The 21,335-nt window shown below is 57.0% G+C and carries 14 protein-coding genes; 11 read left to right on the forward strand and 3 right to left on the reverse strand.

From position 1 onward, the window contains the following. Positions 1-179: 179 nt before the first annotated feature. Positions 180-2,354: a hypothetical protein gene (locus tag Mal65_RS21265; RefSeq protein WP_231131201.1), complete on the reverse strand. Its 2,175-nt coding sequence runs from the start codon at positions 2,352-2,354 to the stop codon at positions 180-182. Positions 2,355-3,107: 753 nt separating this feature from the next. Between Mal65_RS21265 and Mal65_RS21270 the strand changes: the two genes are divergently transcribed. The 9 genes from Mal65_RS21270 (at position 3,108) to Mal65_RS21310 (ending at position 12,734) form a co-directional block, all read left to right on the forward strand. Continuing rightward, positions 3,108-3,749: an RNA polymerase sigma factor gene (locus tag Mal65_RS21270; protein WP_145302313.1), complete on the forward strand. Its 642-nt coding sequence runs from the start codon at positions 3,108-3,110 to the stop codon at positions 3,747-3,749. Positions 3,750-4,010: 261 nt separating this feature from the next. Beyond that, positions 4,011-5,195: a hypothetical protein gene (locus Mal65_RS21275; protein ID WP_165701439.1), complete on the forward strand. Its 1,185-nt coding sequence runs from the start codon at positions 4,011-4,013 to the stop codon at positions 5,193-5,195. Between the two features lie 242 nt (positions 5,196-5,437). Beyond that, a complete protein-coding gene (locus tag Mal65_RS21280) occupies positions 5,438-5,962 on the forward strand; it encodes an ATP-dependent zinc protease family protein (RefSeq protein ID WP_145302319.1) in 525 nt (174 codons plus the stop codon). Positions 5,963-6,086: 124 nt separating this feature from the next. Next, the gene (locus tag Mal65_RS21285; protein WP_145302322.1) at positions 6,087-7,307 is read left to right on the forward strand and encodes a RimK family alpha-L-glutamate ligase; all 1,221 of its coding nucleotides are present in this window, start codon (positions 6,087-6,089) and stop codon (positions 7,305-7,307) included. A 346-nt stretch (positions 7,308-7,653) separates the two neighbouring features. After that, the gene (locus Mal65_RS21290) at positions 7,654-9,138 is read left to right on the forward strand and encodes an RtcB family protein (protein WP_196784353.1); all 1,485 of its coding nucleotides are present in this window, start codon (positions 7,654-7,656) and stop codon (positions 9,136-9,138) included. Positions 9,139-9,165: 27 nt separating this feature from the next. Then, positions 9,166-10,650: an AAA family ATPase gene (locus tag Mal65_RS21295; protein ID WP_145302325.1), complete on the forward strand. Its 1,485-nt coding sequence runs from the start codon at positions 9,166-9,168 to the stop codon at positions 10,648-10,650. Positions 10,651-10,661: 11 nt separating this feature from the next. Then, positions 10,662-11,702, forward strand: a complete 1,041-nt coding sequence (locus Mal65_RS21300) for a metallophosphoesterase (RefSeq protein WP_145302328.1) — start codon at positions 10,662-10,664, stop codon at positions 11,700-11,702. Beyond that, positions 11,692-11,991: a hypothetical protein gene (locus Mal65_RS21305; RefSeq protein ID WP_145302331.1), complete on the forward strand. Its 300-nt coding sequence runs from the start codon at positions 11,692-11,694 to the stop codon at positions 11,989-11,991. Before Mal65_RS21300 ends, Mal65_RS21305 begins: the two co-directional genes overlap by 11 nt. Continuing rightward, positions 11,988-12,734 (forward strand): AAA family ATPase, encoded by a 747-nt coding sequence (locus Mal65_RS21310; protein WP_196784354.1) that lies wholly within the window; start codon positions 11,988-11,990, stop codon positions 12,732-12,734. Before Mal65_RS21305 ends, Mal65_RS21310 begins: the two co-directional genes overlap by 4 nt. On the opposite strand, the gene Mal65_RS21315 is transcribed toward Mal65_RS21310, so the two are convergent. Then, on the reverse strand, positions 12,719-15,268 hold the full coding sequence (locus Mal65_RS21315; RefSeq protein WP_145302333.1) for a UvrD-helicase domain-containing protein: 2,550 nt from the start codon (positions 15,266-15,268) through the stop codon (positions 12,719-12,721). The genes Mal65_RS21310 and Mal65_RS21315 overlap by 16 nt on opposite strands. After that, positions 15,265-18,156: a PD-(D/E)XK nuclease family protein gene (locus Mal65_RS21320; protein ID WP_165701440.1), complete on the reverse strand. Its 2,892-nt coding sequence runs from the start codon at positions 18,154-18,156 to the stop codon at positions 15,265-15,267. The genes Mal65_RS21315 and Mal65_RS21320 overlap by 4 nt, the downstream gene beginning before the upstream one ends. A gap of 445 nt (positions 18,157-18,601) precedes the next feature. Here Mal65_RS21320 and Mal65_RS21325 point away from each other — a divergent pair, with 445 nt between their 5' ends. Both Mal65_RS21325 and Mal65_RS21330 read left to right on the forward strand, forming a co-directional pair. Further along, positions 18,602-19,423: a TIGR03546 family protein gene (locus Mal65_RS21325; RefSeq protein WP_145302339.1), complete on the forward strand. Its 822-nt coding sequence runs from the start codon at positions 18,602-18,604 to the stop codon at positions 19,421-19,423. After that, a complete protein-coding gene (locus tag Mal65_RS21330) occupies positions 19,420-21,180 on the forward strand; it encodes a TIGR03545 family protein (RefSeq protein ID WP_145302342.1) in 1,761 nt (586 codons plus the stop codon). The genes Mal65_RS21325 and Mal65_RS21330 overlap by 4 nt, the downstream gene beginning before the upstream one ends. The last annotated feature ends 155 nt before the right edge of the window (positions 21,181-21,335 follow it).

Raw genomic sequence — 21,335 nt, forward strand, 5'->3', positions numbered from 1 at the left:
CTTCACACGCAAGGTTTTAACGGCAGACCGGAACGGACTCCAGGCGGGGCCCATCCGCATCAATCCCCCCTGCCAAGGTGATCGCGACGCGGCAGGCCGCCCGGTCCACCGGCACCGGAACACGCGTATGAGACGGATCGGCAACACGCCCCCGGCCATCAAGTTGGCCGCAACCCCGATCAAGGATCCAAACGCAGCGAATACATTTGCGAGCTTAATTGACGAGACGCTTCGACCATCGCGGGGTAGGGCGAATCGCACACATCCAGAAAACCGATTTGATAATTTTCGCCGTCCCCGCGTCCTGTCGCCGCCTGATCTCCGTACTGGAACCAGTGGGCCCCCACGTAATTCGGATGCCGCAACGCACCGGTCAAATAATCTTGATAGGCCCTCGCCCTAGCGTTTTGATTTTCGGTCGCTCGCAAACCGGTGTGGAACAGTCCACGGTCCAGCGCGCCGAAATGAAATTCGCCGATGATCGCCGGCCGATCCACGCCTTGGGGCAACCGATCGTCGGCGACGGAGTAGGCATATCGATTGAAACCGATGACATCACAGGAGATCGCTGCAGCGGTAACGGCACGATCGTTGGACCATGCAAACCGACAGCCCAAATACAGGGTCGATGGGCTGACCGTTTTTACGGCGTCCCGACAGACATCAAAGTACTGTTCTGCGATCCGCGAATAGAAAGCCTTCAGGTCGGCTTCGGCGTGCGTCTCTGACGGCTTGTCGGTTCGCCGCATCCAATCTTGCCAAGACGAATAGTCACTTTGCCATGCGGCGTTCAGTTTTTCGACGCTTTGATATTTGGCGATCAAGTCGTCACGAAAGGCTTCTTTGGCCGGTTGGTCCGCCGGCGACATCACCGTCGCGATCGCCAAGGACGTTTCATCGCCCCAAGCCAATTCGTTATCAACGAAAACGCCGATGCACCATTCCGAACGGATGTCGTTCTGTTTGGATTGAACATGCTTCAGCGTTTGCTGTGCAAACTGCGGATCAAAAGGATCGGGAAACTTCCCCCAATACCCATCGCTACCCTGGATCCTTGCTTCACCGGATGTCACGGTCACCACGTAAGGCGTTTGCTTCTGGCGATAGATATCGGCATCGGACCAATTGGCGATCGTGTTGATCCCCCAACTGCGCAAACGTTGATGGGTGATCGCCGCGAACGTCTCCTTCCAACCCGATCCGTATTTACGGTGCAAATTCGCAGCGGTGAAGTTGAAGGTTCGATAGCGGCCTTTGCCCTGATAGTACCCGTGGGGTGCCCAACTGGCCGACGAATAGAACGATGCAAGCGGTGACTCTGGTTCGGGAAGGTCCGCAAAGTAGAACTCGCGATCAGTAATCGGGGTGGTGGCGTTACCGCTGTGAACACAATCGATCCCGTTGGACCAAAACAGCTTTCCCAATGGGTCGACCAACCACCAGCGATTTTGGAATTTTTCGACACGAAAATTTCCAGTCGCCTTCAACTGTGGCCCGGTCGCGAAGCCGCCAAAACGATTCCAGTTTTCCGGACCGGGGTGTTGTCGCAATTCAATCTGTTCGGATCGTCGACGCTCCAATAAATCCGATGCGGATCGCAGTTTGCCCGGCCAGTCACGGTGCACGTATTGACCCAATGCATCGATCATGGGGAACGGCTTCTTGTTCGGATCCCACCATTGATCTTCGTGATAGCGACCGACCAGACGCCATTTTCCGATTCGAACACGGGTCGGCTGATCGGGATGATTCATGAAAAGAATCAGTTTTCGAATTTGATCGACATGATTCCCCGCCTTGTCGGCGATCATCGCGGGAGCGGCCCGCATGCCAAACAGTTTGCCTTGCAGATGTTCTGGGGTTTGCCGCTTCAGCGGAAAGACAAGCGTCCCTGCGGCTCCTGAAGCCAGATCCAATGAATGGGTAACGCTGACGATGCTGTCATCCGGTCCGCTGTCGATGCGCAACTGGACCGATGCCGGATGTTCACTCTCGTTGACCAGATCCAGTTGAACTTGTTGAAAGCCCGACCAATCACAGGCTCCATCGACGTGTCCCCACAATTGATCGGCTTCGATGGTGATGCCGGGCCATGGTGCACCGACCTCGAATCCTGCCGCGACCATTTGATCGACCACATCGTTGGCGTCCAGAACGAAGGCCTTGGCGTCGAACTTCACGACGTCGGCATGTCTCAGATCGAGCACCACTTGATCCCCATCCGGATCCTCCGCCGAAAGTGCCAGCGATCCGTTGAACGCAATGGCGACCAGCACCAAGACGAAGAGACTCCGTAAAAAACGTGGGCGATCTTGATGACGAAAAATACGACGGACGTGGTGGCTGTAACGCATCGCAGTCTGGCGGGTTTGCTGGAGGTGGGCTGGGTGGTCGCAGGCGCGGCATCACCAATCGGCGATTCGGTGGATGGCGGATGCTCAGGGGAAGGGTTGGCGGAACAAATGCTGATCTGTTCGAACGATCTTCGCGGCCGATGTCCGTGACTGGAGGTATCGGATCGGCCCGGTCGCCGATTCTTTTCGCTTGGGGAAATTCGGATTGCTGGGGAAGTTTGACGTTTTTCGATCGAACACGAATTTGCCGAGATCACCGTTCTGTATACCGTCGGCCGCCCGCCGGGCGGTCTTCGGCACCTGTGACCAATGGCTGGTGCGACAATTCGAACGTCGCCCTGCCTGGGTGAATCCCCGGAATGTGTCCCCAATCGAAGTGGTGGGGCCGTGATGGCACACCGCTTGCCTCTCTCGGGTGTGCCGCCCGCGACGTCTGTCAATTCGTCAGTGTGCGTCAAATCTGCTTTGACTTTGTCGGGGACCAAGCCAACAATAGCGGTGACTCCGCCACCCTTGCAGATTGACCAACTGCGCGATGGCAGCCATTGCCACCGCTGATCGGCTCGTCTTACGCCCCGTTTGGAGTACAGGCAGCCGGGGTACGAATCGACTTGGTGTGTGGCGGCGGTCGGGTCCGTTTGGGCGTGGTTGGCGGCGTGCGGAATGCAACGCCCTGATCCGCGTTTGACATTAGCGTCCGGACACCGAAGATATCCGAACCGTTTTCCCTGCCGAAGTGTCAAGAACCCCACCATGACCGACGAATCCGCCCACAATTTGGCCGATGACCGAGTCTCCGATGAGGCTCTGATCGCACGTTACCGCCAGACCGGTGATCGCACGCTGTTTGAAACGCTGATCCGCCGCTACGAGCGGGAGATCTACAGCTACCTGCGTCGCTACATCGGGAATGCTGAAATGGCCGAGGACGCGTTCCAGGGCACTTTCTTGCAGGTACACCTGAAATGCGAACAGTTCGACTCGTCCCGTCGCTTTCGGCCTTGGTTGTACGCCATCGCGACGAACCAGGCGATCGACGTCCAGCGGCGAAACAAGCGACATCGGATGGTCAGCTTGGACCGCCCCATCGGTGATGATGATGACAGCCGACCGGGAACTTGGTCGGAAAAACTAGTCGGCGGACTGACGGATCCGCTGGCCGCGGCATCGCGTGAAGAGAATGGCCGTTGGGTTCACGAAGCGGTGCAGTCGCTCGGGACGCCGATGCAACAGGTCATTCAACTGGTGTACTACCAGGGGCTGAAATACCGTGAAGCGGCCGAAATTCTGGGCATTCCTGTCGGCACCGTGAAAAGCCGAATTCACGCCGCGGTCAACCGCCTGGGCTTGATCTGGAACGAGTCGCACGAACAGTCGCTGGAAGCAGCGGAATAGCCAAGTCGGGGCGTCCCGGTCATGGCGTCGTCCGGCGGTACAGCCAACGGCGAACGCCCGGTGCCCCAAGGATTCCGAATCCAGGATTCCCAACGGTACGGAATCGGCAGGAATTCGCTGCTGAATGAACTATGCCACTGGGCGGCGCGTAGTGGTTCATTGGGATGAGGATATGAGTCCTCGATTGCCGGTTTTCTCAAGGCGTTTTCGATGATAGGTGCTTGAGGACGGCGAGTTCTCGGATCCCAGCGGCTGACTGTTATGAGCGAAGACCTTCTTGGATATCTGCTTGGTGCCCTTGACCCCGATGAAATGGATCGGGTCGAGCGGATGCTACGGTCCGACCCAGAAATGCGGGACGAATTGCGACGGATCGAAGCGTCGCTGCGTCCGCTGGAAGACGGATTCGACGCCGTCGAACCTCCGCCGATTGACTTGGTCGCCCGAACTTTGGAAGGCCTGCCACCGATGGGCACGGCTGATCAGCAAGCGGAATCAACCGATTCGCCGCTCGCCGCAAGGCTGTTTGCCGATGCGGCAACCCCGGGCCTGGGCGACGAAGTGGGAAGCCCCAACAAAGCCGGAACGGTTCGTCTAAGCCCCACTGAAGACCGAATCGCCAGCGGCGGTTGGCGGTGGCAAGATTGGTTCGCGGCATCCATGTCGGCGGCGGTCGTGCTTGCACTGTTGCTGCCGGCGGTCGCCAACGGTCGATTCGAAGCCCGCAAGGTTGCCTGTCAGAATCAACTGCGATCGTTGGGCATGGCGATCACGCAATTCGTATCGCGACAGGAACAAAATCGCTTGCCCGCCGTTCACGAAACCGGCCCGGAAGCACATGCGGGTGTCTTTGCGGTCCGATTGAACGAAGCCGGTCTGTTGGATGACGGTTCGGTGCGTTGGTGTCCATCGTTCGATCTACCGATGCTGAAGCCGGATCTGGACATCACAGACGCATCGTCACAGGTCGTGCAGGGTGTTGGTATTTCACCCGAGGCGTCAACCATCCCCGTCGCATCAATGGCGTCTTTTCTGCAAGACATCCCCAGCTTGGACGATTTGCACGCTGCATCAGTCGATCGGTTGCGTCGCTTGCAGCAGATCACCGGCGGGAACTACGCCTACATCTTGGGGGTCCGTGATGGCGGCCATCTGCGTCCACCGCGTTACGAGCATCGTGCCGGGTTTGCCATCATGTCCGACGCTCCGCTGGCCGGGCGTTGGGGCAATGGCGGGCCGACGGAATTGTGGGGACACGGTGGTCGCGGGCTGAACGTGTTGTATGAAGACGGCCACGTCCGGTTTGTGACCGTGGGATCGTTCGAAACCGTGGTCGATGACCCTTGGGTGAATCACCGCGGGCACGTCGAAGCGGGCATTACGCCCGATGATTCCGTGCTGGGCCCCAGTTGGCGTGGTCCTTTTTTGGATACGCATCAGCGTTAGCCTGGTGGCATTTTCGGTGACGGTTTCCGACAATGGTGCTGGTTCGCCCCGGCAGTTTGCCCATGGCGATGCCGAACTTGTTCGGTAACCAAAGTGTCGCCCCCGGACCGCCTTATCGGATCGAAGGTCGTCCCACCCGTTTGCCATCCATTCGGCCTGTCTCCCTTGAGGCTGCCCCATCAATATCGCCGATTTCACGATGATGGGTTTCGCCTGTTCAACACGCCAGGAGCCCGCGTGCCATGACGACCGATTCCTCCGGCCAGCCTCCCACGCCAGGCCCCGCCCCCACCACGCCTCTTTTTGTTTGTGGGTGGCGTGAATGGGCCAGTCTTCCGCAGCTGAACGTTCCACGAATCAAGGTCAAGATCGACACGGGAGCACGCAGCAGTGCGCTCCACGCGTTTGATTTGGAAACGTTTCGCGAACAAGGCAAGGAGTTCGTCCGGTTTGCGATTCACCCGCATCAACATCGGGATTCCCAACCGATCGTTGCCACCGCACCCATCTTGGAACACCGAATGATTCGCAGTAGCAATGGCGAAGCCAGCGAGCGAATCGTGATCCGTACGGCGCTGAGGCTGATGGGCGAAGAGTTTCCGGTCGACCTAACACTTGCCAATCGTGACGCGATGGGTTTCCGCATGCTGGTCGGACGCGAAGCCTTACGTGGCAGATTTCTGGTGGATTCAAACCAATCGTTTTTAGGCGGGCGATTGCGCCGTAGCACCGCCAAGGGCCCGTCCACGCGACGCCCATCCAGCTAGGTCCGTTCTTGCGGCTCCGCACCACCTTCGTTCCGGCTCCACCAGCCGACACCAAGGACATCAAAACTGCTCTGTTCTATCGCCGTCCTTTGGCAATCACACGACGCCCACCCTTCGGATACTGATGAAACTGGCCATCCTGTCATGCAGTCCCAACTGTTACAGCACCCGGCGACTCTTGGAAGCATCCCAGCAACGGGGTTACAAGACACGCGTCTTGAACACGTTGAAATTCGCGATCGATCTGCAACAGGGTGATCCCGACCTGTACTATCGCAGCAAACCGCTCAGCGACTATGACGCCGTGTTGCCGCGAATCGGCGCTTCGATCACTTACTTTGGAACCGCGGTGGTTCGCCAGTTCGAACAGATGGACGTGTTCACCGCCAATACGTCCACCGGGATCGTCAATTCACGCGACAAGCTGCGCAGCCTTCAAATCCTTAGCCGACATCAAATCGGCATTCCGCAAACGACCTTCGTTCGCGATCGAAAGGACATCCTGCCGGCAATTGATCGGGTCGGCGGCGCACCGGTGATCATCAAGTTGCTGGAAGGCACCCAAGGCGTCGGCGTGATCCTGGCCGAATCCGTCAAAGTCGCCGAGGCGATCATCGAAACCTTGCAGAGCACCCAACAGAACGTTTTGGTGCAACAATTCATCGGTGAAAGCCGTGGTCGCGATATCCGTGCATTCGTGATCGGCGACCGCGTGGTGGCCGCGATGCGACGCAAAGCCCAAGGCAACGAGTTTCGCAGCAACGTGCATCGCGGCGGCACGACGGAAATGGTCGAACTGCCTGCCGACTATGCCGAAACCGCCGTGCGATGTGCCCAAATCATGGGGCTGCGTGTCGCCGGCGTTGACATGCTTGAAGGTGCCGATGGTCCTCAGGTGATGGAAGTGAATTCGTCCCCCGGATTGGAGGGCATCGAAACTTGTACTCAGCTGGACATTGCCGGTGCCATCATCGAATACATGGCGGCCCAAGTTGACTTTCCCGAACTGGATCTGCGGCAACGTCTGACGGTCAGCCGTGGATACGGGGTCACGGAAATCCTCATACGCGAAGGCAGTGAATTGGTCGGAAAGTCCATCGACAGTTCCGGCTTGCCCGAGTTGGACATCAACGTGCTAACGCTTTATCGGGGAACCACCGTGATTCCCAATCCACGATTGAAGCGGACGTTGGAGCCCAATGATCGCTTGCTGTGCTTCGGCAAGATGGAAGCGATGCGGGGAATGGTGCCTGAAAAGACCCGCCGTCGTCGTCGCCCCAAGATTCAAAAATTACCCGAATCCTCGGTGCCACCGACGCAGGAAAGCGAACCGGACGACACCTGATCCGGAAACTCGCTCGCGTACACCGCTCCGGTGCAAACCATCGTCATCCGGCCGCACCCAATTCCCACTCGGTGCCCTGTGGTTCGTTCAGTGCCTCGATGGGGCGAATCGTAACGCCACGCCATCGTCTGCGGGTGTGGCCGGTCGTTGTTTAAAGCACGCACCGCGAAATGGGAAACTACGGCGACAAGCATTCAACGCGAACCGCTTCATTGGCGTATCGTCGATCCAGCGTCCTGACCAACCGCGAACCTAAATCGGTCCGATCGCCTCTGTTGGCTAAAATCCGGATCCCCATTCCGTGAATCGGGACCACCAACTTGTCGCACTCCTGCCCGGACCAGCCATGACAACCACCATGATTCCCACCGGCGAGGCAACCGCAATCTTGCCGGCCGGCGACCATCATTCACCGGTCAAGGTGTTCGGTACCGAAGCGATCCGCAACACGTTCGACGACCTATGCCTACAGCAGGCGATCAACTCCCGCTGCGCCCCGGGCGTAACCGAACTGGTGCTTAATCCAGACGCACACTGTGGGTACGGTGCACCCATCGGATGCGTGCTGGCGTCGCCCACCCACGTCTATCCCGGGCCCGTCGGTTTCGACATCAAGTGTTCGATGAGCCTGTTGCAAACTGACCTGCCCGCGGATGCAGTTCAAGACAAATCAACTCGCCGGGCATTGATCGATGCCGTGTGTCGCCGCATTCCCACCGGCATGGGCAAAGGTTCGCGTGACGTTCCCAAAGCCCGACGAATCGACGAAAAGATCGGCAGTGCGGCAATGACCGAGGGCGCATCGCCCGACGTGTTGTCGCGACTGGGGATTCCGATCGACTGGCCCGACCGATGCGAAGACGCTTACCACCGCGGACACGATGGAACAATCGATGCGTTAAAGTCGCGTTTGTACGAACTTCGACAACAACGCGGATTCAAAAAGTTCCGCGACAAAGTCCAGCAACTTGGTTCCTATGGCGGCGGAAACCATTTCGGTGAATGCGAGGTCGTCCAGATTGCGGACGATGAAGATGCCAAAGCGACCGCCAAGGTCTTTGGGTTGATCGATGGCCACGTGGCGTTCCTATCGCACTGCGGGTCCCGCGGGATCGGACATCGCTTGGCTTCGCATCAGTTCCAGGTCTTGGAACAAAAATTTGACCAGTGGGGCATTCCGTATCCGGGCAGCGATAAACAACTGGTTTACGCCCCGCTGGGCAGCGTCGAAGCCGATCGTTACCTGGATGACATGGCACTGGGTGCCAATTTCGCAACCGTCAATCACTTGTTGATCAACGCGTTGGTCTTGGAAGCGTTTCAAGAGATCATTCCCGGCACGCGTGGTCACTTGGTGTACTTCATCAGTCACAACATCGCGCGGCAAGAAACGGTCAACCAACAGGCATGTTGGGTCCACCGAAAAGGTGCCACCCGGGCGTTTCCCGGCGGCCACCCCGCGTTGGCGCGGACACCTTTCGCCCAAACAGGTCACCCCATTCTTTTGCCAGGCAATCCGCAGGCCGGATCCAGCGTGATGGTCGCCGCAACCGGTGCGAAAGACAGCTGCTACAGCGTCAATCACGGCGCAGGCCGCGTGCTGGGACGACGACGCGCGATTCGCGAGCTGAACCAAGAATCGATTGACCAGTCATTCAATGACGCCGACATCTTGACCAATTGCCGTCGTTATCCGCGTGATGAGGCGCCAGCGGTCTACAAAGATTTCAACGAAGTGTTGCGTAGCGTTTCCAAAGCGGGCTTGGCCACGGAGGTGGCTCGCTTGCGTGCCAAGTTTGTCATCAAAGACGCCGCAGACGCCGATGATTGATCCCGAACGATCGGGTAAAACCAAAGGATGATTCGAAAAATCAAGCTTAAGAATTTCATGTCTCATCGGTCGACCGAAATCGAGTTGGCCGATGGTCTGACCGTGCTGACCGGACCGAACAATTGCGGAAAATCGGCGATCGTTGCGGCATTGCAGGTGCTGGCCAGCAACGGGCGGACGACTCATGTCACCCGTCACGGCGCGAAGGAATCCAGCGTCACCGTTGAAACCGATGACGGCCAAAACGTCACTTGGCGACGGCGTTCCGGTGTCAGTTACACCATCAACGGGGAAGACATCGGTCGCGTCGGCCAAGCAACGCCCGAATCACTGCACGATGTACTTCGGCTGGCAAAAGTCAGTGGAGACAATGGAAAAGTCGAATACGACATCCACTTCGGCGAACAGAAATCTCCCGTCTTTCTGCTGAATGAATCGGGCAACCGTGCGGCCACTTTCTTCGCTTCGTCATCCGATGCCGCGTTGCTGTTGGCGATGCAGAACCGGCACCGTAATCGACACCGCGATGTAAAGTCCGAACACAGGCGACTGACCAAGGACCTTACACAGGTGGATCAGCGTTTGGCGGCCTATCAACCGTTGGATGACCTGTCACAGCGTTTGGATGCGGCGGAAGCAAAAGGCAACGCCGTTCAGGACCAAGCAAAGCGAATCGACCGAATACAACAGTTATTGAAACAACTCGGCCGAACACATGAACGTTGTCGTGAACTGATCAGCCAACAATCCGTCCTGCAACGACTGGATAACAGTCCCCATCGCGCCGAGACGCTTGCCAGCAGCTTCAACCGAGCCCAATCGCTGCGTTTGACACTACAGCGGATGCAACGTGCCGAATCCACCCGTCACCTGGCACAAGCGGTCCGAAAGGTTTTGCACACGTTGACCGAACCACCAACGGTTCGCGACATCAAGCCGATCAGCCAGAGCATCCGTGGCATTCTTTCGGTCACTCAACGGCGTTCACAGTGTCAGCGTCTGGACCGTTCTCTTTCCGGCCTTAAATCTCCGCCGGACATGCGACCGGCCCAACGATGTCAATCGGTGGTCGCTGAACTGGAGCGTCTACAAACGCGATGCGTGCGCCTGAACGACGTCCACCAATCATTGGCTGCGTTGGTGTCACCGCCCGTGACCATCGAAACCAAACCGCTGGTTCGAATGATTGCGGCCCTGGGTCAATTGCAAACCGACCGTCAACGATTCACCCGAATCGTTGATGCGTTGAACCGTTTGGATGCGGTGCCCGTCGCTGGGGACGCATCGCTGTTGTCGCAAACCCGATCGCGTCTGCTTGCCGCCGAAGCCGCCGTCGCCTCGCAAAAAGACAGGCTTCAAGCGGCCCAATCGCTTAAAGAAGAAGCGGTCAAACGTTTGGAATCTTGGGTACGGAAACACCCGCGATGCGAAACTTGCGGACAGCAAATCGATGTCAATGATTTGATGTCCACCATGCCACAGTTGCATCAACAACCCGACCAGTCCCTTTGAATCACCGCACGATGCTGTCATCCACCGAAGTTTCAAACACTGTACCGGCGGCGTTTCGGGGCCTACTGTTCATCGGCGACCCACACTTGGAAGCCCGAGTGCCTGGTTTTCGAAAGGACGATTACCCGTCGACGATCCTGCAAAAGTTCAGCTGGTGTTTGGAGTTCGCAGTTCAGAACCGACTGCAACCGTTTCTGTTGGGCGACCTTTTCCAGTTACCCCAAGACAATCCCAACTGGCTGATCAGCCAAATCATCGAAAGCGTTCCACAGACATTGCCAGCCATCCATGGCAACCACGACGTCCGCGAAAACCGCATCAGCGAAAACGACAGCATTCAAATCCTGTTCAACAGCGGAACGCTGCGACGCATCAATGAAGAACATCCCTGGATCGGCAAAGTGGACGGCAAACAGGTCGCGGTGTCGGGAACATCGTGGGGTGAAAAGTTGCCCAAGCGATACGAACGCCGGTCCGAAGATCTGGTTGTTTGGATGACACACCACGACATCCTGATCCCGGGATACGAGGACGCCGGTCGTATTCGTCCCAAACCGCTTTCAGGTATCGATGTCGTCATCAATGGCCATATCCATCGCCCATTACCTCCGGTGCAAACCGGTGACACGCACTGGATCACGGCGGGGAACATCGCACGCCGAACACGCAGTGATGCAACGCGCTCACGAACTCCATCGGTCGTCTGCCTGACACGCAAAGGCTCTGACCTTGATTTCCAACGGCCGGTGGTCAATCAATATGACTTGGGTAACGATTGGCAATTGCAGTGGGTTGCCGTACCGCACGAAACCTTCGACAGCGTTTTTCATGAAGCCCTTGAGTCTGATGAATCGGCGACCGACGACCAAGGTTCCGGTTTCATCGCGGACTTACAAGAATTGATCACCCGCAAAACGGAAACCGGTGCCGGCCTGATCCAATTCTTAAACGACAACCTTGATGATTTTGCACCCGACGTCGGACAAGAAATCCTTAAACTTGCCGGCGAAGTCACCCAACATTCCGATCAGGACAGCCTTGATGAGTCGTGAAACAGCGAAAAGCATCGAACAACTGCGTGCCGAATTTGAAACGCTGAACGAACAGCGGATCAAAGCAGGCACCGAGTTGGAATCCGCCAATCGTCAGTTGGCGGAACTGCAGGCGGAAGCGGAAAAGGAATTCGGCACCAGCGACATCAAACAGCTGGAAAAGATGCTGGACGAAATGCAGACCCAGAATGAAAAAGATCGTCAGGAGTATCAGGCCTTGCTTGACGACATTGCCCGGCAACTGAAACAGGTCGAACAGGACAACCAATCGGGCACACCAACGGAATGAATGATCCGATCACGCCATCGACACAATCAGCGGCCTCAATCCCGATCGGTGACGCTTCCGTATCGTCGGATCAATTGCGCCGTCGTCTAAACAAGCTTTCCGGCAAACGCGAAGAACTGCTGCGTCAGAAACGGTCGCTGTCTGCGGAAATCGAAAAAGCGGACGGCTTTCTGAAAATCGCTGATGCGGTGACCGATGCGTTGGACAAATTAAGCCAAGATGTCTTTCATCGACAGCTGCGTGTCATCGAAACGACGCTGACCAAAGCCCTGCAAGAGGTTCTTGATCAGCCCATCGTTTTCAAAGCGACGTCGACACTCAAACGTGACGCGGCCAGCGTTGAATTCGTCGTCCAACGTGACGGATTTGACGAAGACATTATCCGAGGGCAGGGCGGTTCGGTTGCCAACATTCTTTCAGTCGGATTGCGGCTTTTTGCCATCACCATGCTGGACGAGTCCAAGCACCGTAAGTTTTTGGTTTTGGATGAACAAGACTGCTGGCTACATCCGGATTTGGTGCCGCGTTTGGTGCGGATCGTTCAAGAAGCGGGCCGTGCACTTGGCTTTCAGGTGTTGATGATTAGCCATCACGACGTTCGACACTTCGTACGGTTCGCCGATCGCGTTTTCCGGCTGATTCCAGATACGGGTGACGGCGTGACGCTGGAACGAGTCGCGACGGAAGCGGAACACGCTGACGCCGAAACGGCAACCGAATCCGTCGATCAAAGCCACCATTGATGATTTCCCACTTCGAAAACCGGTTGTTCCGGTGACGCAGGGACATCCCCCAGTTCCAACGCATCCAGAATCAGACCCGCGGCCGTTTTCGCGGAACCGCTTTTGCGTTTTTCCTTTGGTTGAACGACCAACTGCAGCGATTGCCGGGCCCGCGTCATGGCAACGTACAACAGACACAACGCTTCGGTCATGTCCCCGGCTTCACAGCGTCCGAATGCCGCCTGCCAACGCTGTGACAGGAAGTGCCGACGCTTCTTGCTGACATAACGTGTCAAACCGGTGGCGGGTTCGGTCACCGACGGGGCATCGGCGATGCATCCGCCTTGCCGACGGGTCAACGGTTCATCCAGATCCGGCAGCACGACGGCGTCAAACTCCAACCCTTTGCTTGCGTGCACGGTCATCACCCGGACGTTGGCGGCCTGGGGGCGTTCGACACCTTTTTCGCGAACCAATCTGACAAAGTCGCTCAATCGACCGGTTTCCACCCAAGCTTGAGACGCGGCCAGTTGGGTCAACTGTTTCAAACGCAGGGCATCCGAAGCGTCGCATCGATCCAGAAGCTGATCACATAACCAGAAAACCGTTTCAGCCAATCCGCCATCGGTCCAGCTTTGACGGATCCGATTCTCGATCCGTTCAATCGCTTGATCATCGGCAACGCCATCGCACAAAGCATCCCCCAGTGGTGAATGCATCAAATGGAACTGCCAACGTCCGTCGCCGGGATGCTCCACCATCATCAAAGCGGACAACACCAATTCGACGGCCGCTGAATCGGTCAGCGGGTGGCCACCCTCCTGGCTGACGGTCAATCCGCGACCGTCCAAACGCCACATCATCTCCGCTGCCGCCCGACGTGACCGGGTCAGAACACCAATCGTGCGATCCGGAGATCCGAGATGAAGGTCGGTAACGACGCGGGCCGCTGCGTCAAAGCAAGCTTCCTTCCACTGGGCCTTTTTCGGATTCGCATCAGCGGATTCGGGAGTGTCACCGGCCCAGATCGCGACGTGTCCTTTCAAATTCGGCTTTGCCGAAACATGCGGCGGGAAAGCTTCGCGAAAGCGTCGCACGGCATCAGCCTGAAACGCATCGGAATCCCAGTCACGCTGAGCCCCCGAAGGCGGTGACGCTTTCAAGTTTTTAAACACGTCGGTGACGAAGTCCAACACCACCGGGCTGCTGCGGTAGCTTTCGTTTTGTTCGACCGTGCGGACGCCGTCCAAGTCGTCGGTCACCGAATCGAAGATCTCCGCGACGCCGCCGCGAAAGCCATAGATGGCCTGCTTGGTATCACCGACACAAAAAAAGGATCGGGCGGTGCGTGTTTCATCGTCGTCGGACGATTCGGCCGATGTGGCATGAATCGCAAAGGGACGCAGCACGGCCCACTGGATCGGCGAAGTGTCTTGAAATTCATCCAACAGCAAGTGATCGATCGGCGCATCCAACCGATCGTTTCCAATCGCATCATGCCGGTCGGAATCGAACTGCCCGAAATAATCAGCCAGCCGAACGGCCACGTCGTCAAAGCTGAACCTGCGGCGGGCGGCCTTCATCTGCTGAATCCGCTGATCAAAGGTTTCCACCAATGTTCCGGTCGCACGATTCTGCGCGTCCAGCAATGCCAGGACATGGCTGCGGACGCTTTCCAGCAGAACATCAAAACTGGGATTCAATTGATCAGGAAACTTTGACCGGCCGAATTTGACTTCTGTGCGACTGCGTCTTGCTTTGACGATGTTGTTCAAAAGAGTTTCTTCGGCCAGCTCGTCCCATTGGGATTGCTCGGCCGCATCGGCGGCTTTGTTCAAACACTTGACCAAGCTTTTCTGTGGCACATCGGCGGCACGAAAATCCGTGAGCATCGATTCCACATTTTGCGTCCCCGGCATGCGCGGAACCCGCACGGCACTCCAGACTTCCGGGTCGCATCGACGCTGAATGGCATATGCATCGGTCACCACACGCTGAATTTCATTGGACACGCTGCGTACAACTCGTCCTTTGGACAACATCGCCAGCAGCGAACGCAATTCCGTCAAATCAGCCGAAGCCACCAGATCGTTGACAGCAGATTCGACCAACCATCGTTCTTCGATTTCATCGGTCAAATTCCATCCGGCGGGAAGTCCCAATTCGAATGGCAAACTGCGGGCGAGAGTGGAAAACAAGCTATCAAGCGTCGACACTTTCAAGCGGTGAATGTCAAACACCAGGTCTCGGGCCAAACGGCTGCATTGAGCGCGGGGCAGGGTGGGTAGGTCGACCTGAGCGCGCAAGCCGTTCAGCGATTCCGGATCCTTCTCATCCGCCGCTTTTGCCAAAGCTTCCAAAACACGCGCCAGAATTTCCCCGGCGGCTTTCCGCGTGAACGTGGTCGCCAGAACAGATTCGGGCGGAACCCCTTGCAATAGGATTCGTAAAAATCGAGCGGTCAACTGATACGTTTTGCCGGTGCCAGCGGATGCACGTACCACGGTCGGTTTCAGCTGCAGAATGGCTTTTCGATCTTCGGCGACGGCACTCATTGCACCGCCTCCTCAACTTCGCTTTGCTCGCGGCCCAACATTTGCGACGCCACACCGGTTTGCAGGATCATCGGGTAATCGTCAAAGGGAACGGGATCATCCGTTGGCTCAAAATGGCCAAGTCGAATGGCACGAACGATTTCATGAATCTTGTGGATCGCCTGCTGCATCAACTCCTCCGAAAAGTCCGCGATATTGATCGTGGTTTCGTTTTCTTTATCACTAATATTGAAATACCCCAACTGAACCGTTTTGGGGTCGTCGTGTATCTCCAGCGCCGGCAGCATCAATCGATACAGCGGCAGTTGGAGGTCCGCCCAAACGGTTTGACCATTCTTTTGCTTCAAATGTCGATCATTCGGCTTGTCACCATGCGTCTTGTAGTCCAACACGGCCCATGCCCCTGTTGATTCGTGTCTGTCAATACGATCAAAGCGGCCGCGAACACCCATTGGTTTTCGATCGACGATGATTTGGCCGCCGGTTTTTTCGTCCACGGGTTTTTCGACATGTTCAATTTTCCATCCATCCGCCCGACGTTCGGCCTGTGCTTTGGCGACGTGACGCAAACGCATCTGGGCCTGCATGATTTGCATGCGAACCGCTGCGTTGCAGTGATCGCCATACCGTTTCCTGGCCAGATCGCTTAAATGGTCCAACAGGGTATCTTGGATCACCTTACGATCGTCCGAATTGGCGACATCGGATTTGCCAAAGGCTTCCAAGGTGTCGTGAATGAGATTTCCGAATTGGTTGGCCGCCATTTCATCGGCACGATCGTCCAATGGGCTAAGCTTCAGCACACGTCGCAAATAGAACCGATACGGACACGTCAGATATTCCTTGAACGCCGTGACACTGATCACGTTGACCGGCTGGATTTCGCCCAGATCGGGAACGGGAAGACGAGTCTTACTTGCCCCACCATCCCACCGATTGGCGATTCGTTCTTTGCGATTCGCGGGCACAAGTAGATTCCGCAAGCGTGCCGCCACACGATCCGGTTCAGCCGCCGCCATTAACCGAGTCGGAGGTGTCGGGCTTCCATCGGCAGACTTTTCGCCGACCACCAGCCGAATTTCGGGTCGGCAATTGGACAACAGAACCAAGGCGTGAACGTCACGGGCATAACGCCGATCGTTCCCTTCGGTCGTCAATCGGCTTCGCAGTGTCAGTGGCAACAACGGATCGGCCGACACGGGTTCAGGAACAAACGGATGATTCATCGCCGTGATGATCATCGACGGTGCGTCATCCATCGGCAAATCCAACCATCCCAGCACGGGGACCGCGTTTGGATCATTGTCCTGAACGACCCTGAGTTCAAAGATGCGTTGGACGATCAATTCCAAGCCTTCCGCCGAATCAACTACAACGTCCAAGCGGTCATTCAGATTGGCCAGGCGATCCAAAAGATCCAACGTCTTTGCCAACGCAAGTTCAGACCGCGTTCGTTCAGCCAAACTGGACCGAAACGGAATGACAGGATCGCTATCGGTCGGTTCCACATCCGGCGGACCTTCCAACGGTTCGACTTCGTAAGTTTGACGCAACCAATCAGCAACGACGCCGCACCAAACGGAAAGCGTTTGGGGCGAACCACCGCTGAGCGGCTTGATCCAGTCGACAATGGCGTCCTTCGCCTTGATCACGTCGGCAAACTTCGGCAACGCCTCATCGACGGGCGGATCGTCGATTCGGACTGGGAAATGTTCCGACAGATAGGCGTCCAACTGCGCCAGGGAAGTCACCTTCCCAAACCGACGGAATGCGTCGGCGTGACGGACCAACGTGGCCAAGTTGTCCCACGTCGGTGTCGCCACCAAGGCGCCGACTTGACGAAGCAGACGACCAATGGCGGTCTGCGCCAGATTCCATCCCAAGTGACGATAGGTGGTCACGTCGATCGAACGCATTTGATTCTCGATCGGGACCACGTGCGATTCATCCGTCACCCCCAATGTCAGGCGTTCAACCGAAGCATCGGATTTCAAAGCGACATAGCTTTCGGCCACTGCCGCTGCCTGGTCGTGCACATCATCAGCGTTGATCCAGCACGCGTCATCAAGTTCAAACGCATACGATTTCCAACGTTCCGGTGCGACACGTCCGAATTCATCGAAGTGATCAGACTGTTTTTCCGGGGCCGCGATGTAGGCGTAGACTTCGCAATCACAGTCGGCAAGTAGCCGCAGCGACCCCTGATTCAAATCCGTTGTTCCGACCAGCACGACGGTCCGATCACAGACGGCATTGCCGGATTCCATGGCTTGCAATCGTTCGTGATGCGGATCGATCAATCCGGCATCCGCCAGGGTGCGAACGTAACGCGGATACAAACGATTCAGCAGTCGCCAGGTTAGGGTTTCACGCGGACCGACACAATGATTCAAACATTCATCAAACCGAATCGACTGTGCCGCCAGTGCTTCGTGGGTTCGGCGAATCATCGCGGCAATTTCTAACCATTGCGTCAACGGTTCGGCCGGTGGCGGTGTCGGCATCAATGCATCCAGACGATCATCCGGATCTTGTTCACTGCGGATGCGAGCTTCTTGCAGCACACGTGCCCAGGCAAAGGTCTGTTCGATCGGCAACGCTGCTTCGCCGTTGCCGCGATACAGGTATTCGGGCAATTCACCGGTCGTCACTATCTTTGGCCAGTGCAGGGTGACCTTTCGCTGCGTCGCCACATGCTTCAGTCGATCGCCCAGCAAAACTTTCCCACGAGCTGTCGGAACGACCACCAATAAGGACGACAACGGCCAGCATTTTTTCCCTGCGGAGCCCTCAGGCGATTCGCGGACGGGGAAGTCCGCAGCCAACGCATCGACCACGCTGTGCAACAGTGGCTTGGACCAATCGAGAAACTTCCTGTTTGCTTTCACCGGCATGGCAATAAGTGGACTGGAGTTTGGTAGCAGAAAATGGTTATCCAACACGGTAAATTCGGCGGGCTTTTCCGACGAATCAGCCGTGCGGCATCACCGGACGGGCGACGCGTACGACAATCACACCGAATGGCTTCGGAATTTGGATTGTCGCGGGAACGCGTGACACGTTTGGTCACCAGCGGTTTCACGCGAACGTTTCATGTGGTCGTCACTGGTTTCCACCGAACGTCCGGAATCGACCGCACGCGATCGCAGCCCCCTTCGACGCCGAATCAGATTGACGTCGGACTAAAGCGACAAGGTAGAATTTATCAGCTGTGCCGAAAGTTTGGACGGCAGGATACCGATAACGGCATTGGAACACACCCGAGCGGTAGGGGCGAACTGCGCGTTTTGCCTTCGCGACCGTCGGTGACTCGTGCGGATGGAGACGCACCCGATGATCTTATGGACGATCAAGCTCATAAATAACGTGCGGAAAGCCTTCGCGGGTCGACAACACCCGTCCCAGTTGGCTTGGGCCGTTGCGTTCGGATTTTTGTTGGGCGTGATACCCCATGGCAACCTGCTGGCGATCGCCGTGCTGGTGCTGGTTTTGTCGTTAAGGCTGAACCATGCAATGGCAGCGTTGACGGCGATTCTGACAGCAATCTTTGCACCACGTTTGGATCCGGTTAGCGACACGATTGGCCAGTTCCTGCTGAACCAACCGCGTTTTCATGACGCGGCGGTCAACGCCTGGGCAATGCCGCTGGTCCCATGGACCGACCTGAACAACACGGTGGTCTTGGGCAGTCTGCTGATCGGCCTGGTTTTACTGGTGCCGATCTTCTTGGCGACCTATCCAATCTTCCAATTGATTCAGCGTCTGCACGTGCAGGACGAGCAAGGACAAGAAAAGGCCGCCACATCACGACGGCGCAGTGACGTCACTGTTGACCAGCCCCATGGCCACGTCGGCAAGCCGCATGAACGCACGACCACGGCTCGTCCGTCGGACGTTCGCAACGTCACGAGCCCCGCCGCATCGACCGGGCAGCGAATTGACGCCGCACACACGGCATCGGCACGTACGTTCGATGACCAGCCGGCCGCCGCGTCGGTCGAAACTCGGATCGACGTGATCCGCATGGCCGAAAACGATGCCGACGCCGCGAATGACGCGTCCGCCGGCCCCCGCACATCCAAAGACGAGATGGACGAAGCGTTGAACTTTTTGCTTCGCCAATTGCGTGACTCTCAGCAAAAGGACGTAGCATGATCCGCTGGCAATTCGTCTTCACGCGACTGTTCATCGTCGTACTGATTCTATTCCTAATCCGATGGGGTCTGGGACCGGTCGCGAAGTATGTCACCGTACGCGGCCTGGAAACGGTCACGGGTGCAAAGGTCGAAATCGACCACGCCCAGATCGGCATGTTTCCGCCCCGCGTTCGTTATCAAGACGTCCGCATCGCCGACCCGCGAAGCGACAAATCCATGCGTGACGCTTTTCGTGCGGACACGATCGACTTGGTGATTGACGGCAACGCGTTGCTGCACCGCCGGTTTGTGGCCAGCAGTGGCCGCATCACGGGAATCACGATCGGCGAGGCCCGCCAAACCAGCGGACACTTTGACCAAGTGGAACCGGAAACCGTTGACGACAGTCCGTCGATGATGGGTCAGTTGCTGTCAGGCTTGACCGGCAAGACCCAACAATTTGCGGACGACTTCACGGGCGACTTGGAAACCATTCGTCGTGGCGAACAAATCCGCGATCAATGGCAATCCGATTACAACGCTCTGATGGTACGCGCCGAAAACTTGGAAGGCCAAATTCGGTCGATCCGCGACAAGGCCCGCGACCTGATGTCCGGCGACGAACTGTACAACAAACTGCGTGACACGTCAGAACTGCCGCGACTGTTGGAACAGGCCATGAATGTGCGTGAAGAACTGGTTCAAGTCCGTGACCAGATCGACAGCATGCCGTCACGTGTGCGAACGGACTGGACCGCGCTCCAGCAAGCCAAACAAATGGACATGGAGTTGATCGATTCCTACGTCCCCGGCAATCTGTCGGAATCGAAAAACTTCGGCATCGATTTGATCGCCAATTCGATTCGTCAGGAAATCCAAACCGTTCGCGACTACTTCGAAGGCGGCAAGACCATCGCCGACTACACCGTCCTTGCCCCCGAATCGGAACGATCGCGTGGCCAGTACTTTGACCTTCGTGGCGACAACCCGCCACCGGTGACACTGGTCCGCCAGTGCGAAGTCAGCGGGCTGATGCGTGCGGACGGCAACTCGTATGAAATGACGGGTGTGGTTACGAACATCACCCCCGATCCCCAACTGTTGGATGAACCGACCAAAGCTCGATTGCAATTGGACGGCCCCGAACTGGTCAACGTCGAAATCGTCCGCGATCGTCGCGGCGGCAACGACCTGGACATGTTGACCGTTCATTGGCCCAGTGCCCGAGCAAAGCCGATCGAGATGGGCAGCGGTGACGACGTCCGACTGACCGTGACAGGTGGCGATCGCGAACTGTGGGTTCAGATCAGCGACGATGCCGGGCAACTGACCGGTCGTGTGGTCAGCAAACAGTTGGGCGTCAACGTCGGCTTGGACGTCGACCCGTCGGCGGCCGAAACGGCGCTGGTATCGTCCATGCGTCAAAGTCTTTCGGAAGTCGACCGCATCGAAGTCGACGCGAACTTCACCGGGACTTGGAACGACCTTGCCTTCGACGTCAGTTCCAACCTCAGCAATGTTCTGAATCGTGCCGTACGGGATGCGATTTCGTTGCAAGTCGCCGAGAGCAAGAAAGAGCTGACCCAAAAGGTGGACGCCGAATACCTGAAACAAACGCAGGGCCTGAACCAGTGGCTGGCCACGCACCAGAACGAAGCCAACGAGCTGATGCGAAAAGCCGATGAGTCGATCGCGGAAATCACCAACAAGATTGCTGAAAAAACCGATCGCTTTGCCGATAGCATTTGGAATCAAATCGAAAGTCGACTTCGATAAAGCGTCAAAGCCGAACGTTTCACATTCAAAAACAGCGTCAGGGCGGCCCGGAGACATCCGGGCCGCCCTTTTTTTGTGTTTTTTTGGTCCCAAGGGCGCAAGACGAACCGGTTCGGGTTGTTCTATGATCGTAGGCGGAACGGACCGCCGAATCG

Origin of the sequence: Crateriforma conspicua (assembly GCF_007752935.1) — a bacterium.
GTDB lineage: Bacteria > Planctomycetota > Planctomycetia > Pirellulales > Pirellulaceae > Crateriforma > Crateriforma conspicua.

Bases quoted from the DNA above. Each gene is read 5' to 3' on its own strand.
- Mal65_RS21265 (WP_231131201.1), bottom strand. From the start codon at position 2,354: ATGCGTTACAGCCACCACGTCCGTCGTATTTTTCGTCATCAAGATCGC.
- Mal65_RS21270 (WP_145302313.1), top strand. From the start codon at position 3,108: ATGACCGACGAATCCGCCCACAATTTGGCCGATGACCGAGTCTCCGAT.
- Mal65_RS21275 (WP_165701439.1), top strand. From the start codon at position 4,011: ATGAGCGAAGACCTTCTTGGATATCTGCTTGGTGCCCTTGACCCCGAT.
- Mal65_RS21280 (WP_145302319.1), top strand. From the start codon at position 5,438: ATGACGACCGATTCCTCCGGCCAGCCTCCCACGCCAGGCCCCGCCCCC.
- Mal65_RS21285 (WP_145302322.1), top strand. From the start codon at position 6,087: ATGAAACTGGCCATCCTGTCATGCAGTCCCAACTGTTACAGCACCCGG.
- Mal65_RS21290 (WP_196784353.1), top strand. From the start codon at position 7,654: ATGACAACCACCATGATTCCCACCGGCGAGGCAACCGCAATCTTGCCG.
- Mal65_RS21295 (WP_145302325.1), top strand. From the start codon at position 9,166: ATGATTCGAAAAATCAAGCTTAAGAATTTCATGTCTCATCGGTCGACC.
- Mal65_RS21300 (WP_145302328.1), top strand. From the start codon at position 10,662: ATGCTGTCATCCACCGAAGTTTCAAACACTGTACCGGCGGCGTTTCGG.
- Mal65_RS21305 (WP_145302331.1), top strand. From the start codon at position 11,692: ATGAGTCGTGAAACAGCGAAAAGCATCGAACAACTGCGTGCCGAATTT.
- Mal65_RS21310 (WP_196784354.1), top strand. From the start codon at position 11,988: ATGAATGATCCGATCACGCCATCGACACAATCAGCGGCCTCAATCCCG.
- Mal65_RS21315 (WP_145302333.1), bottom strand. From the start codon at position 15,268: ATGAGTGCCGTCGCCGAAGATCGAAAAGCCATTCTGCAGCTGAAACCG.
- Mal65_RS21325 (WP_145302339.1), top strand. From the start codon at position 18,602: ATGATCTTATGGACGATCAAGCTCATAAATAACGTGCGGAAAGCCTTC.
- Mal65_RS21330 (WP_145302342.1), top strand. From the start codon at position 19,420: ATGATCCGCTGGCAATTCGTCTTCACGCGACTGTTCATCGTCGTACTG.